12 protein-coding genes are annotated in these 13,596 nt (G+C 68.0%); 9 read left to right on the top strand and 3 right to left on the bottom strand.

The annotated features are described in order from the left end of the window. Positions 1 to 23: 23 nt before the first annotated feature. Both H0X91_RS09385 and H0X91_RS09380 read right to left on the bottom strand, forming a co-directional pair. The gene (locus tag H0X91_RS09385) at positions 24 to 2,270 is read right to left on the bottom strand and encodes a xanthine dehydrogenase family protein molybdopterin-binding subunit (protein ID WP_196432972.1); all 2,247 of its coding nucleotides are present in this window, start codon (positions 2,268 to 2,270) and stop codon (positions 24 to 26) included. Position 2,271: 1 nt separating this feature from the next. Beyond that, positions 2,272 to 2,766, bottom strand: a complete 495-nt coding sequence (locus H0X91_RS09380) for a (2Fe-2S)-binding protein (RefSeq protein ID WP_006484745.1) — start codon at positions 2,764 to 2,766, stop codon at positions 2,272 to 2,274. Between the two features lie 117 nt (positions 2,767 to 2,883). Here H0X91_RS09380 and H0X91_RS09375 point away from each other — a divergent pair, with 117 nt between their 5' ends. Next, on the top strand, positions 2,884 to 3,777 hold the full coding sequence (locus tag H0X91_RS09375; RefSeq protein ID WP_006498783.1) for a LysR substrate-binding domain-containing protein: 894 nt from the start codon (positions 2,884 to 2,886) through the stop codon (positions 3,775 to 3,777). A gap of 10 nt (positions 3,778 to 3,787) precedes the next feature. On the opposite strand, the gene H0X91_RS09370 is transcribed toward H0X91_RS09375, so the two are convergent. After that, on the bottom strand, positions 3,788 to 4,678 hold the full coding sequence (locus H0X91_RS09370; RefSeq protein WP_006484720.1) for a LysR substrate-binding domain-containing protein: 891 nt from the start codon (positions 4,676 to 4,678) through the stop codon (positions 3,788 to 3,790). A gap of 241 nt (positions 4,679 to 4,919) precedes the next feature. Between H0X91_RS09370 and H0X91_RS09365 the strand changes: the two genes are divergently transcribed. From H0X91_RS09365 to H0X91_RS09330, 8 genes are all read left to right on the top strand, one after another. Beyond that, positions 4,920 to 5,822, top strand: coding sequence for an amidohydrolase family protein (locus tag H0X91_RS09365; protein WP_006498781.1), 903 nt, complete (start codon positions 4,920 to 4,922; stop codon positions 5,820 to 5,822). Between the two features lie 34 nt (positions 5,823 to 5,856). Next, positions 5,857 to 6,762 carry an amidohydrolase family protein gene (locus H0X91_RS09360; RefSeq protein WP_034202000.1) on the top strand — a complete coding sequence of 302 codons (906 nt, stop codon included), beginning with the start codon at positions 5,857 to 5,859 and terminating at the stop codon, positions 6,760 to 6,762. A gap of 75 nt (positions 6,763 to 6,837) precedes the next feature. Beyond that, the gene (locus H0X91_RS09355) at positions 6,838 to 8,232 is read left to right on the top strand and encodes a UbiD family decarboxylase (protein WP_196432971.1); all 1,395 of its coding nucleotides are present in this window, start codon (positions 6,838 to 6,840) and stop codon (positions 8,230 to 8,232) included. Then, complete coding sequence (locus H0X91_RS09350; RefSeq protein ID WP_006484736.1) at positions 8,229 to 8,843, top strand: UbiX family flavin prenyltransferase; 615 nt, start codon at positions 8,229 to 8,231, stop codon at positions 8,841 to 8,843. Before H0X91_RS09355 ends, H0X91_RS09350 begins: the two co-directional genes overlap by 4 nt. Then, positions 8,840 to 9,943 (top strand): CobW family GTP-binding protein, encoded by a 1,104-nt coding sequence (locus tag H0X91_RS09345; protein ID WP_048985080.1) that lies wholly within the window; start codon positions 8,840 to 8,842, stop codon positions 9,941 to 9,943. Before H0X91_RS09350 ends, H0X91_RS09345 begins: the two co-directional genes overlap by 4 nt. Before the next feature lie 61 nt (positions 9,944 to 10,004). After that, on the top strand, positions 10,005 to 11,378 hold the full coding sequence (locus H0X91_RS09340; protein WP_196432970.1) for a nucleobase:cation symporter-2 family protein: 1,374 nt from the start codon (positions 10,005 to 10,007) through the stop codon (positions 11,376 to 11,378). Between the two features lie 87 nt (positions 11,379 to 11,465). Next, positions 11,466 to 12,848: an amidohydrolase family protein gene (locus H0X91_RS09335; protein ID WP_006484764.1), complete on the top strand. Its 1,383-nt coding sequence runs from the start codon at positions 11,466 to 11,468 to the stop codon at positions 12,846 to 12,848. Between the two features lie 14 nt (positions 12,849 to 12,862). Then, the gene (locus H0X91_RS09330; RefSeq protein WP_062884921.1) at positions 12,863 to 13,588 is read left to right on the top strand and encodes a maleate cis-trans isomerase family protein; all 726 of its coding nucleotides are present in this window, start codon (positions 12,863 to 12,865) and stop codon (positions 13,586 to 13,588) included. The last annotated feature ends 8 nt before the right edge of the window (positions 13,589 to 13,596 follow it).

The following is a 13,596-nucleotide window of genomic DNA, read 5'->3' as shown; positions in this document are numbered from 1 at the left end:
TCGCCGCGACTGTCTTTCGCGTGCTATGTCAACGCCGACAAATCGAACGGCGTCTCCCGCAACCGCGTGCCCGTCAGCCTGAACACCGCATTCGCGATCGCAGGCGTCACCGCGGGGCTCGACAGTTCCCCCACCCCGCCCGGCTTCACCGGATCGCCCTGCACGACATGGATGTCGGTGTCGGGCATGTCGCGCATCCGCATCACGCGATACGTATCGAAATTCGACTGCTGCACGCGGCCGTGCTTGAAATCGATGCGATCGGCGGTTGCATGGCCGAGCCCCCACATCAGCCCGCCGTACAGTTGCTCGTCGACGCCCGACGGCGACACCGCGATCCCGCAATCGGCCACGCACGTGAGCTTCTCCACCTTCACCGCGCCGTCCTGGCGCACGACCCGCGCGACCACCGCGACATAGCTGTCGTACGCCTGGTTCGTCGCCACGCCGAGCGCGACGCCGTCCGGCAGCGGCTGCCCCCAGCCGGCACGCCGCGCGGCCTCCCGCAGCACGGCCGCATGACGTGGCCGGTCATGCATGTGCGCGAGCCGGAATTCGACCGGGTCGCGCTTCGCCGCATGCGCGGCTTCGTCCATCACCGATTCGACGGCGAATACGTTGGGGATGTAGCTCACCGCGCGAAACCAGCCGGTCGGCACGCCCGTCTCCATGCGGATCCAGCCGATATCGCGATGCGGCGCACGGTACGCGAACTCCCATTTGGTGAGCGCTTCGGTCGTGCTGAAATCCATCCGGTCGGTGCGCTCGAGATAACCGGGCTCCCACTGCTGCGGCGACGCGGGCATCACGCCACGCAGCCACAGCGACGCGAGATTGCCCTGCGCATCGAGCACCGCACGCGCACGGTGGTGGCTCGCCGCGTGATAGAACAACGCGCGCATCTCGTCCTCGCGGCTGTTCATCAGCTTCACGGGCTTGCCCGTCTTCACCGCGAGCCACGTCGCCTCGAACAGCCAGTACTTCGCTTCGCGCGCGCCGAAACTGCCGCCCGACACGAGCTCGTGCAACGTCACGCGATGTGCGGGAATGCCGCCGATCACGTCGGCCGCTTCCATCGCGGTGGACGGCACCTGCAGCCCGCCCCAGTATTCGATGCCGCCGTCGCGCGCCCACACGGTGAGGTTGATCGGTTCCAGCGGATTCGCGGCCTTGTGCGGCATCGAATACGACGCTTCGATCATGCGTGCGTCGGGCGCTTTCGCATGCGCGGGATCGCCGTCGGCGATCGTCGGTACGACGCGCGCGGTCGGATCGTCGATCCACGCTGCCTGACGCGCGGCGAGCGTGCCGCTGTCGAACGTCTCGAACAGGCTGTCCTCCCATTCGATCGTCAACGCGGCCTGTCCCTTGTGGGCCGACCAGTAATCGTCCGCGAGCACCGCGACGCCGGCCTGGTTGCCGCCGAGCACGTCGGGGCGCGGCGGAATCTGCAATACCTCGCGCACGCCGGGAATCGCCAGCGCGGCCTTCGCGTCGACGCGGCGCACGCGGCCGTCGATCACCGGCGCGCGCGTGACGACGGCCACCCGCATCCCGGGCAGCGACACGTCGATGCTGTACGGAAACGAACCATCGGCCTTCTGCGCGGCGCCGCGCTTGCTGCGCAGCTTGCCGATGTAGCGGAACTGCGCGGGGTCCTTCAGCGCGACCTGCGTCGGTGCGGGCAGTTGCGCGGCGGCCTGCGCAAGCGACCCGTATGTCGCACGGCGCCCGCTCGCCGCATGCAGCACGGCGCCATCGGCCGTCGTGCACGTCGAGGCGGGCACGCTCCATTGCCGCGCCGCCGCGGCCACCAGCATCGCCCGCGCAGTCGCACCCGCGCGACGCAACCGCTCGTATTCCATCGCGACGCTCGTGCTGCCGCCGGTCGAGAACACCTTCCACAGCGGATGGATGTAGTCGGCGAAGAACGGATCTTCCGGCGTGATCACGTCGACGCGAAACGGATCGACGTCGAGTTCCTCCGCCACCACCGCCGCGAGCGCGGTACGCGTGCCGGTGCCCGAATCGTGCTTGTGCACGACCAGCTTGATCGTGTCGTCGGGCAGCACGCGCACCCATGCGTTCGGTTCGAATTCGCCCGCGGACGGATGCGGATCGCCGCTCGCACGCTTGCCCGCGGCGGCCGCATCGGGCATCCGGAAACCGATCGCGATGCCGGCGGCGAACAGCGCGGAAGTCTGTCTGAGAAAGCGACGACGCGGCGTGTCGTCGGTGCTCGGTGCATCCGTTGCGTGATCGTCGCGCATGTCACGCCTCCTTCACGGGTTCGGCGGCAGCCTTCAACGCCGGATCGCCGGCGGCCGCACGCCTGATCGCACGGTGAATCCGTGCATAGGTGCCGCAGCGGCAGATGTTGCCCGACATCGCGGACACGATCGCCGCGTCATCCACCGGCTGCCCGCCGTTCAGCAGCGCGGCGGCCTGCATCAGCTGCCCTGGCTGGCAATAGCCGCATTGCGGCACGTCCTCCGCCACCCATGCAAGCTGCAGCGGATGGCGCCCGTCCGGCGACAGCCCTTCGATCGTCGTCACGTGCCGCCCGTTCGCGGCGACAGCGGGGATCAGGCACGACCGCACGGCCTGCCCTTCGAGATGCACGGTGCACGCGCCGCACAGGCCCTTGCCGCAGCCGAACTTCGTGCCGGTGAGCCTGAGCCGGTCGCGCAGCACCCACAGCAACGGCATGTCGTCCGGTACATTCTCGAGCGAATGGCGTGTATCGTTCACGACGATGTCGATCATGTGCAGTCTCCTGATTCGCATTCATGGGGCGGTGCGCGGTTTCGGAGCATTATCGAAACGCGATGGGCGGCCACGCCAGCGATCATTTCGTCGAATCCCTGTCAGTCGGACTAACAGATGCTCAAGCGATACCCTTCGATCCAGTCGATGCAGGCGTTCCTGCAGGCCGCGCGGGTCGGCAGTTTTTCGAGCGCGGCGCGTCAGCTGGCGCTCACGCACAGCGCGATCAGCCAGCAGATCCGCTCGCTCGAGGAATTCATCGGCCAGCCGCTGTTCGCGCGGGCCGGCGGCCGCGTGATCCTGACCGACGCGGGGACGCTGTTCGCGAACCAGTTGTCGGACGGGCTCGAACAGATCGATCGCGCGCTGTCGTCGGTCAAGGGGCGCACGACCGCGCCGTCGCTCCGGCTCGACGTCGATCCCGAACTGATGCAGGGTTGGCTGCCCGCACGGCTGCCGGAACTGATGCGCACGCTCGGCGGCACGACGCTGACGGTGCTGTCCGCGCCGCGCCACGACCGCGATGCGTTCGATCGTGTCGATATTGCGCTGCGCTATGGCTACGGGGAATGGGAAGGCGTGGACAGCGCATTGGTCTGCCCCGACCGGCTGACCGCGATGGCCGCACCGGCACTGCTCGCCCGCTACGGGCTCGCCGCGCCGCTCGCGCCCGAGCAGGTGCTGGAGCTGCCGCTGCTCGGCTATACGAAGCGTTCGTGGATTCCGTGGCTCGAAGCGGCCGGGCTGGCGCCCGTCGAACCGGAGACGATCGCCGTGTTCGACAACGCGGCCGGGCTCGTCGCGACGCTGGCGTCAGGGTGCGGCGCGGGACTGGTGCGCGGGCTGCTCGCCGCCGATGCGTTGCGCGACGGCCGGCTCGTCGAGCTCTGCACGATCGCGATTCCGACCCACTACAACCTCCATGCGATCTGGCCGCGCGAGCGGCACGCACGCGTGAAACCGCTGATCGACGCGATCGGCGCGCTGGTCATGCAATCGCTCGCGCGCTGACCCGCGCGCTTCAGGCGGTGAATTCCGCCGCGACCTCGCGCACGGTATCGAGAAATGCGCCGAGCACCGCCGACGTATCGTCCGCGCGGTAACGCGCCTGCAGCGATACCTCGAGCGCCGGCGGCAACAGCGGCACGAACGCGACGCCGCCCGTCGAGATCTGCCGCGACGACGCCGGCAGCAGCGCGACGCCCAGCCCTTCGCGCACCAGCGACAGCAGCGTGTGCACCTCGACGACCTCGTGCGCGATCCGCGGCGTGAAGCGCGCATCGACGCAACTCTGCTGCAGGAAGCGCGCCAGTTGCGAATGCCGCAGGCCGAACGACACGAACTGCTCGCCGGCCAGCTCGCCGAGCGCGATCGCAGCGCGTGATGCGAGCGGATGGCCTGGCGGCAGCACGGCCACGGCCGTCTCGCGCACGACGATCTCGCTGCGGATCGACGGATCGTCCTGGAACAGCCGGAAGAAGCACACGTCGAGCCGCTTCTCCTTCAGCGCATCGATCTGCGCGGCCGGCGTCATCTCGTGCAGCGACCAGTGCACGTGCGGATGGCGTTCGGCGAACACGCGCAACGCGTGTGGGATCGGCGCGACCATCGCCGAGCTGATGATGCCGACCGCGAGGCGCCCGACTTCGCCACGCCCCGCGCACCGCGTCAGATCGATCGCGCGATCGAACTGCGCGACGATCAGCGGCACCTGTTCCTTCAGTGTTTTCCCTGCCTCCGTGAGTGCGACGCGATGCTGCGAGCGCACGAACAGCGCGGTGCCGAGCTGCTCTTCCAGCAGCCGGATCTGCTGGCTCAGCGGCGGCTGGGAGATATGGAGCCGCGCGGCGGCGCGCCCGAAATGCAGTTCGTCGGCCAGCACCGCGAAGTAACGCAACACACGCATGTCCATATCGCAAACGTATCAAGAGCGTCAGTAAAAAATATTGTACAGAGCACATTCGGCTTGTGACACTCGGTCTCAAGCAGCAGTGCACGCCGCAGTGTGTCACTCGATGCCGGCGAGGGGAAGGCGCGAAAAAAAAGCGCCTTGCAAAGGGCCGCATGAATCCGACCGACAGGTCGCTTCATCGACGTGCCTGCCCGCGACCCGGCAACCGGCTTTTCCGGTTCCTCTCAAGGAGATCGAGTAGATGATCATCGACACCAGCTGTTACCCGACGAATCTCGTCGACCTCGCGTGGCGCCACGACGGCCCGCCGTTCACCGGCGAACGCCTGATCGAGACGATGAACGGCCCGTTCCTCATCAACGGCAAGCCGCGCCGCGTGGACAAGGCGTTCATCCAGCCGCCGCAAGGCAACACCATCTATACGTATACCGACGGCGAAAAATCGGGCACCGAATCGATCGACGCGTACATGGCGTACACGGTCGAGATGGTGCGCCGGCATCCCGACCGCTTCATCGGCTGCTTCGTCTACAACCCGCGCTGCGGCGTGGAGAACGGCGTGAACGCGATCGATCACTACGTGCGCAAGCTCGGCTTCAAGATGGTGCAATTCCAGGCCAACATGCATGCGTATCGGCCCGACCGCGCGCTCGACTGGCTGCGTCCCGCGCTGAAGAAATGCGCGGAACTCGGCGTGCTCGTGAAGCTGCATACCGGCGACGGCCCGTACAGCATCCCGACCGAGTGGGTGCCGATGATCAAGGAATTCCCGACGGTCAATTTCATCATGGCGCACTTCGGTGTGCAGACGGGCGGCGTCTACTGCTTCGAGCCGTTCCAGCTCGCGATGGATCTGCCGAACGTGTATTGCGAATCGGGCTGGTGCCTGCAATCGCGCATCGTCGAATTCGCGAAGGTGCTGCCGAAGCACAAGATCCTGTTCGGCTCCGACACGCCGCCGAACGAACCGGGCATGTGGCTGCGCCTGCTCGAAGTGCTGTGCTTCGACCCGCCGCAAGGGATGAATCTCGACGAGGACACGCTCGAGGATTACCTCGGCAACAACACGGCGCGCATGATCGGCCTCGAACCGACGCCCGCGCCGCGCACCGTCGACGAAGCGAAAGCGTTGCTCGCCGCCTGACGCGCGCCCCTCTCTCCCGATTCCGGAGCATTGCATGATCATCGATACGCACCTGCACCCCACCAACCTCGTCGACGAGGCGTGGCGCCATACCGGCGAACCGTTCACCGGCGAACGCCTGCTGAAGATGATGGACGGCCCGTACATCATCAACGGCAAGCCGCGCCGCATCGACATGGGGTTCATCCAGCCGCCGCCCGGCAACACCGGCTATCGCGACGGCAATCGCCGCGGCCGCGACGGCATTCGCGACTACATGGCGTACATCGCCGAACTCACGCAGAAGTACCCCGACCGCTTCATCGGCAACTTCACGTACAACCCGCGCTGGGGCCCGGAAAACGGTGCGGCGGAGCTGGAATTCCACATCAGGGAGTACGGCTTCAAGATGGTGAAGCTGCACGCGAACATGCACGGCTACCGGCCGGACCGCGCGCTCGACTGGCTGCGCCCCGCGATGAAGGTGTGCGCGAAGTACAACACCGTCGTGCTGATCCATACGGGCGACGGGCCGTACACGATTCCGACGCAGTTCTACCCGATCATCCGCGAGTTTCCGATGGTGAACTTCATCATCGGTCACTTCGGCATCCAGACGGGCGGCAACTATTCGTTCGAAGCGTTCTGGATGGCGATGGACACGCCGAACGTGTATTGCGAATCGGGCTGGTGCTACCAGTCGCGGATCGTCGAATTCGCGCGCGAGCTGCCGCGCAACAAGATCGTGTTCGGCACCGATTCGCCGCCGAACGAGCCCGGCATGTGGCTGCGCGAGCTGGAAATGCTGTGCGGGCCCGCGCCGCAGGGGATGGATCTCGACGAGGACGGCCTCGAGGACTACATGGGCAACAACATCGCCCGCCTCGTCGGCATCGAGCCGACCAGGCCGCCGAAGGATCTCGACGAAGCACGGAAGCGCCTGACGGCGACCTACGTGTAACGCGCCGGCGCCCGGACCGCGTGCCGCCGTGCACGCGGTCCGGCCTTTTCCCTTCCGCATCCGACGGAGTGCATCATGGCGTCGAGCCTTTTCGCCGAGCAGCAGGATTTTCATCACTTCGCGACCGCCTATCGCGAACGCTTTCCGGACGACGTGCTGACGATCGCGCAGCCGCTGTCCGCCGACCAGGACGTCACCGCCGTCGTCGCGTCGCTCGCCGCGCGCGGCCGGCACGAGATGCTCGTCTGCGAGCGCATCGACGGCCTGTCGACGCCGCTCGTCACCAACGTCTTCGCGTCCCGCACGCGTATCGGCCGGCTGTTCGGCGTCGACGCGAACGGGCTGTTCGACGCGTGGCAGCAGCGCGCGAACGCGCCCGTCGCGCCGGTCGTCGTGCCGCACGGCCCCGTGCTCGATCATGTGGTCGAAGGCGACGCGGTCGATCTCGCGCACCTGCCGATGATCCGCCACTTCGAAACCGATCGCGGGCCATACGTGACCAACGCGGTGATCGTCGCCGAAGATCCGGTGACGGGCATCGCGAACCTGAGCTATCACCGCTCGATGCCGCACGCGCGCAACGCGCTGGCGACGAGCCTGCATTCGCGCGGCCATCTGTGGCGGATGCTGCAAACCGCGAAAGCCCGCGGCGACACGCTGAAAGTCGCGATGGTGATCGGCGCACATCCGCTCGTCATGCTCGCGGCCGCCGCGCGCGTGCCGTTCGGCGCGGACGAACGCGCGATCGCGGGCGGGCTGTTCGGCGCGCCGTTGCAGCTCGTGCGCACACCGCGCCACGGCATCGGCGTACCCGCCGCCGCCGAGTTCGTGCTCGAGGGCACGATCGATCCCGATGCGCACGCCGAAGAAGGCCCGTTCGGCGAATTCACCGGCTATTCGTCGGATCGCTCGACCAACAACGTGCTGCGCGTCGACACGATGATGCGGCGCGACGACGCATGGCTCGTCGACGTCGTCGGCGGCCCGTACGCGGAACACCTGACACTCGCGCGGCTGCCGCGCGAAGCCGAGATGAGCGAGAAGCTCAAGGCGCGCTTTCCGGCCGTCACCACGATCCACTATCCGAATTCCGGCACGCATTTTCACTGCTACGTCGCGCTGAAGCAGTCGCGCGACGGCGAGGCGCGCCAGATCATGCTCGCGCTGCTCGGCTGGGACCCGTACCTGAAGAACGTCGTCGCGGTCGACAGCGACATCGACATCACCGACGACGCGCAGGTGCTGTGGGCGATCGCGACGCACTTCCAGCCGCATCGCGACCTGTTCGTCGTCGACGGGCTGCCCGGCAGCCCGCTCGACCCATCGTCGTCGGCCGACGGCACGACGTCGCGAATGGGCGTCGACGCGACCCGCGGCGCGCGCTTCGACGGCGTGCGCGCCCGGGTCGGCGACGCTGCAATGCAGCGTGCCGCGCATCTCGTCGCGCAACTCGCCGGAGCGCCGCGATGAGCGCGCGGCGGCTCGTGGTCGGCATCAGCGGCGCGTCCGGCTTCGTGTACGGGATACGGCTGCTGGCGCTGCTGCGCGAACTCGACATCGAGACGCACGTGGTGGTGTCCCGCGCCGCCGCGCTGACGATGGCGCACGAGACCGATTTCAAGCTGTCCGACGTCGCCGCGCGCGCGAGCGTGCTGTACCGCAGCGACGACATCGCCGCGCCGATCGCGAGCGGCTCGTTCCGCACGCTCGGGATGATCGTCGCGCCGTGCTCGATGAAGACGCTCGCCGAGATCGCGAGCGGGCTGTCGGCGGGCCTGATCGCGCGCGCCGCCGACGTCGCGCTCAAGGAACGCCGCCGGCTCGTGCTGCTCGCACGCGAAACGCCGTACACGCTCACGCACCTGCGCAACATGGCCGCCGCGACCGAGATGGGGGCGATCGTCGCGCCGCCCGTGCCGGCGTTCTATGCGCGCCCCGCGTCCCTCGAGCAGATGATCGACCACACGCTCGGCCGCGTGCTCGACCTGTTCGACCTCGATTCCCGCACCGTCCATCGCTGGAAAGACAGCGAATCACGGCCCCATCCGCAGCCCAACCGACTCAACGGAGACGCGTCATGACCCACATCCACACCACCCACAGCGACGTCCAGAAGATTCCGGTCACCGTGCTGACCGGCTTCCTCGGCGCGGGCAAGACCACGCTGCTGAACCATATCCTGCGCGAGAAACACGGCCGCAAGATCGCGGTGATCGAGAACGAGTTCGGCGAAATCGGCATCGACGGCGGCCTCGTGCTCGAATCGACCGAGGAAATCTACGAGATGACGAACGGCTGCGTGTGCTGCGTGGGCGCGGTGCGCGAGGATCTCGTGCGGATCGTGCGGATGCTGGTCGCCCGGCCCGACCGGCTCGATCACATCATCGTCGAGACGAGCGGGCTCGCCGATCCGTATCCGGTCGCGCAAACCTTCTTTCTCGACGATCCGATCGCGAAGGAAGTCGCGCTCGATGCGGTCGTCACGATGGTCGATGCGAAGCATATTCGCGCGCACCTCGACGATCTCGTGCTCGACGGCCGCGACAACCAGGCGGTCGACCAGATCGTCTGCGCGGACCGCATCGTCATCAACAAGGTCGATCTCGTCGACGCGACGGACGTCGGCGCGCTGACCGCGCGGCTGCGCGAGTTGAACAGCACCGCCGAGATCGTGACGTCGAGCTACGCGCAGGTCGATCTCGATCGCATCCTCGGGATCGGCGCGAACGAATTCGCGCAGATTCTCGTCGAGAGCGACGGGCTGGCGGTCGAGGCGCCGCATGCGGACGAACACGAACACACGCATGCGCACGGCCACGACGCACACGGCGATCATCCGCACGACGACCACGACGATCACCACGAACACGACGCAAGCGTATCGTCGGTCGGCATCGAAGTCGACGCGGACGTCGATCTCGACGCGCTCGAAGCCTGGCTCGGCGAGCTGCGCCGCGCCGACACCGCGAACCTGTTCCGGATGAAGGGCATCCTCGCCGTGCAGGGTCGCGCGCAGCGCTACGTGCTGCAGGGCGTGCACGGCGTGATCGAACTGCGCGCCGCGCAGGCGTGGGGCTGCGAGCCGCGCTCGTCGCGCATCGTTTTCATCGGCCGCGATCTCGATCGCGCCGCGCTGACCGACCGTTTCCATGCCTGTCTCGCCGCGCCGGTCGCGGCCTGACGGGCACGCCAGGCGGGTGCGCCATGCGCCCGCCCGATAACGAACCTCAGGAGACACGCCCATGAACTCTGCTTCACATCCCGTCGATCGGGTCCTGCCGCGCCGCCAGATGCTGACGCTCGGCCTGCAGCACATGCTCGTCGCGTATATCGGCGCGATCGCGGTGCCGCTGATCGTCGCATCGGCCTTGAAGATGTCGCCCGCCGATACGACCGTGCTGATCAGCACCGCGCTGTTCTGTTCCGGCATCTCGACGATCCTGCAAACGGTCGGCGTGTGGAAGCTCGGCGTGCGCTTGCCGATCCTGCAGGGCGTCGCGTTCAGCAGCGTCGGCCCGGTGATCGCGATCGGCCTGACGCCGGGCGTCGGGTTCGCCGGCGTGTGCGGCGCGGTGATCGGCGCGGGCATCATCACGACCTTCGCGGCGCCGCTGGTCGGCCGGCTGCGCCGCCTGTTCCCGCCGGTCGTGACGGGCTGCATCGTCACCGTGATCGGGCTGCAGCTGTTTCCGGTCGCATATCAGTGGGCCGGCGGCGGCGACGCGGCGAAGCTGCAGTTCGGCGAGCTGTCGTTCCTCGCGGTCGCGCTCGTCGTCGCGGTCGTGATCCTCGCGGTCAACCGCTTCGCGAACGCGTTCCTGCGCAACCTGTCGGTGCTGATCGGGCTGGTGGCCGGCAGCCTGCTCGCGATCGCGCTCGGGATGGGCAACTTCACGAACGTCGCGGCCGCGCCGTGGTTCACCGTGCCCTACCCGTTCCATTTCGGCACGCCCGTGTTCGCGATCGTGCCGGTGCTGACGATGGTCGTCGTGATGATCGTGCAGATGGTCGAATCGATGGGCCTGTTCGTCGCGATCGGCGACATCGTCGAGAAACAGGTGAGCGAGGAGGACGTCGTGTGCGGGCTGCGTGCGAACGGCATCGCGAGCGCGATCGCCGGCACGTTCGCCGCGTTTCCGTTCATCGCGTTCATGGAGAACGTCGGGCTCGTGATCCTGACCGGCGTGCGCAGCCGCTGGATCGTCGCGGTCAGCGGCGTGCTGATGTGCGTCGTCGCGCTGGTGCCGAAGATCGGCGCGATCGTCGCGTCGACGCCGTCGGCCGCGCTCGGCGGCGCGGGTATCGCGATGTTCGGCGTGGTCGTCGCGGCCGGCGTGCAGACGCTCGCGAAGGTCGATTTCGAGAACAACCGCTACAACGTGCTGATCGTCGGCTTCACGATCGCGACCGCGCTGATTCCGGTGATGGCGCCGAAGGTGTTCGCGCACATGCCCGACTGGACGCAGCCGTTCCTGCACAGCGGCGTCGTGATCGCCTGCCTCGTGTCGGTGCTGCTCAATGCGTTGCTCAACGGCGTGCCGGCGGGCGCCCCCGTTGAAACGCATGCCCGTGCCGATGCCGCGCCCCGCAGCCCGATGGCGCGCGAGTGCGACTGACCGGCTTCATGCCGCGCGCGGCCTCACGGCGGCGCGCGGCGCACGACAACCCGTGACCCGACTATCCGAATCCGAGGAGACCCGACCATGAGCGTTCCTTGTTCTTCGCTGCTGATCCGCCACCCGCTCGCGGTCATGAGCGGCCACCCCGGCGACGCCGCGCGGCTCGGCCGGCCCGACCTGCGCATCCGCGACGGCCGGATCGAGACGATCGCACCCGATCTCGCGCCGCTACCCGGCGAGCGCGTGATCGATGCGAGCCATTGCGTCGTCTATCCGGGCTGGATCAACACGCACCATCATCTGTTCCAGAACCTGCTGAAAGGCGTGCCGGCCGGCATCAACGCCGACCTGCAGGCATGGCTTGCCGCCGTCCCGTATCCGCGCGTCGCCCGCTTCACGCCGGAACTCGCGCGCATCGCCGCGCGGCTCGGCTTCGCGGAACTGCTGCTGTCCGGCGTGACGACCTGCGCCGATCATCATTACCTGTACCACGCGGGCGGCACGACCGAGACCGGCGACCTGCTGTTCGACGAAGCCGCCGCCTTCGGCATGCGCTTCGTGCTGTGCCGCGGCGGCGCATTGCAGGCGGCCGGCGATCATCCGGGGTTCGCCGGCACCGCGCTGCAGCCCGAGACGCTCGATCAGATGCTCGCGGATATCGAACGGCTGAAGGCGCGCTATCACGACGCGGGCGCGGCATCGATGCGCCGCGTGGTCGTCGCGCCGACGACGCCGACCTTCTCGCTGCCGCCGGACCTGCTGCCGGAAGTCGCGCGGGCGGCGCGCGGCATGGGTCTGCGGCTGCATTCGCACCTGTCCGAGACGACCCGCTACGTCGATTTCTGCCGCGAGCGCTACGGCAAGCTGCCCGTCGAATTCGTCGCCGAGCGCGAATGGCTCGGCCCGGACGTGTGGTTCGCGCACCTCGTTCATCTCGAGGCGAGCGAGATCGCGATGCTCGCGGACACCGGCACCGGCTGCTCGCACTGCCCCGTCAGCAATGCACGGCTCGGCAGCGGCATCGCGCCCGCGCCGCGCATGGCGGCGACCGGCGTGCCGGTGTCGCTGGGCGTCGACGGCGTCGCGTCGAACGAATCGGGCAGCATGACGCACGAGGCGAATTTCGCGTGGCTCGTGCATCGCGCGGCGCACGGCGCGTCGGCCACCACGATCGAGGACGTGCTGCATTGGGGCACGCAAGGCGGCGCCCGCGTGCTCGGGCTGGATGCGGTCGGCACGCTCGGGGTCGGACAAGCCGCCGATCTCGTGCTGTACGACGTGAGCGGACCGCGCTTCAACGGTTTCCACGACCATGCGATCGCGCCGGTGGCGGCCGGCGAGCCCGCGCCGGTGAAGTACAACATCGTGAACGGTCGGATCGTGGTGGACAACGGCGAGATCCCGGGGCTCGACCTTGCCGCGTTGCGCCGTGCGGCCGTCGCCGCGGTGCGGCAGTTGCTCGACTGAGCGGAGGCCATCCGATGAATCCGCGCATCCGCATCGGCATCCTGACGCCGTCGTCGAACACCGCGCTCGAGCCGCTGACGAGCGCGATCGTCGCCGGCCTGCCACACGTCAGCGTGCATTTCGCGCGCTTCACCGTGACCGAGATCGCGCTCAGCGCGGCCGCGCTCGACCAGTTCGACGCGGCGCACATCCTCGTCGCGGCGCGGCAGCTCGCCGACGCGCGCGTCGACGTGATCGGCTGGAGCGGCACGTCGGCCGGCTGGCTCGGCTTCGAGCGCGATGCCGCGCTTTGCCGCGGCATCGAAAAAGCGACCGGCATCCCGGCGACGACGTCGGTGCTCGCGCTGAACGAGTTGCTCGAGCGCACCGGCGTGCGGCGGCTCGGCCTCGTCACGCCGTATCTCGACGACGTGCAGCAACGGATCGTGCGTCAGTATGCGCAGCTCGGCATCGACTGCGTGGCCGAACGGCATCTCGGGCTGCGCGACAACGCCAGCTTCGCGGACGTGCCCGATACGCAGCTCGCGGCGTTGATGCGCAAGACGGCACAGGCGTGGCCGGATGCGGTGGCGACGTTCTGCACGAACCTGCATGCCGCGCATCTGGCCGGGCCGTTCGAACAGGCGACGGGCATCGCGGCTTACGACACGGTGTCGACGGTCGTGTGGAAGGCGTTGCGGATGGCCGGCGTCGATACGGGCGTGCTGGCGCGGTGGGGAAAGCTGTTCTCGATGAGTTGATGCTTGTC

The sequence above is a fragment of the Burkholderia sp. 9777_1386 genome (assembly GCF_015712265.1).
In the GTDB taxonomy this organism is placed as follows: domain Bacteria; phylum Pseudomonadota; class Gammaproteobacteria; order Burkholderiales; family Burkholderiaceae; genus Burkholderia; species Burkholderia cenocepacia.
Note: the sequence above shows the minus strand (reverse complement) of the source record. Positions and strands in the feature narration are given on the sequence as shown.

Bases quoted from the DNA above. Each gene is read 5' to 3' on its own strand.
- H0X91_RS09385 (WP_196432972.1), bottom strand. From the start codon at position 2,270: ATGCGCGACGATCACGCAACGGATGCACCGAGCACCGACGACACGCCG.
- H0X91_RS09380 (WP_006484745.1), bottom strand. From the start codon at position 2,766: ATGATCGACATCGTCGTGAACGATACACGCCATTCGCTCGAGAATGTA.
- H0X91_RS09375 (WP_006498783.1), top strand. From the start codon at position 2,884: ATGCTCAAGCGATACCCTTCGATCCAGTCGATGCAGGCGTTCCTGCAG.
- H0X91_RS09370 (WP_006484720.1), bottom strand. From the start codon at position 4,678: ATGGACATGCGTGTGTTGCGTTACTTCGCGGTGCTGGCCGACGAACTG.
- H0X91_RS09365 (WP_006498781.1), top strand. From the start codon at position 4,920: ATGATCATCGACACCAGCTGTTACCCGACGAATCTCGTCGACCTCGCG.
- H0X91_RS09360 (WP_034202000.1), top strand. From the start codon at position 5,857: ATGATCATCGATACGCACCTGCACCCCACCAACCTCGTCGACGAGGCG.
- H0X91_RS09355 (WP_196432971.1), top strand. From the start codon at position 6,838: ATGGCGTCGAGCCTTTTCGCCGAGCAGCAGGATTTTCATCACTTCGCG.
- H0X91_RS09350 (WP_006484736.1), top strand. From the start codon at position 8,229: ATGAGCGCGCGGCGGCTCGTGGTCGGCATCAGCGGCGCGTCCGGCTTC.
- H0X91_RS09345 (WP_048985080.1), top strand. From the start codon at position 8,840: ATGACCCACATCCACACCACCCACAGCGACGTCCAGAAGATTCCGGTC.
- H0X91_RS09340 (WP_196432970.1), top strand. From the start codon at position 10,005: ATGAACTCTGCTTCACATCCCGTCGATCGGGTCCTGCCGCGCCGCCAG.
- H0X91_RS09335 (WP_006484764.1), top strand. From the start codon at position 11,466: ATGAGCGTTCCTTGTTCTTCGCTGCTGATCCGCCACCCGCTCGCGGTC.
- H0X91_RS09330 (WP_062884921.1), top strand. From the start codon at position 12,863: ATGAATCCGCGCATCCGCATCGGCATCCTGACGCCGTCGTCGAACACC.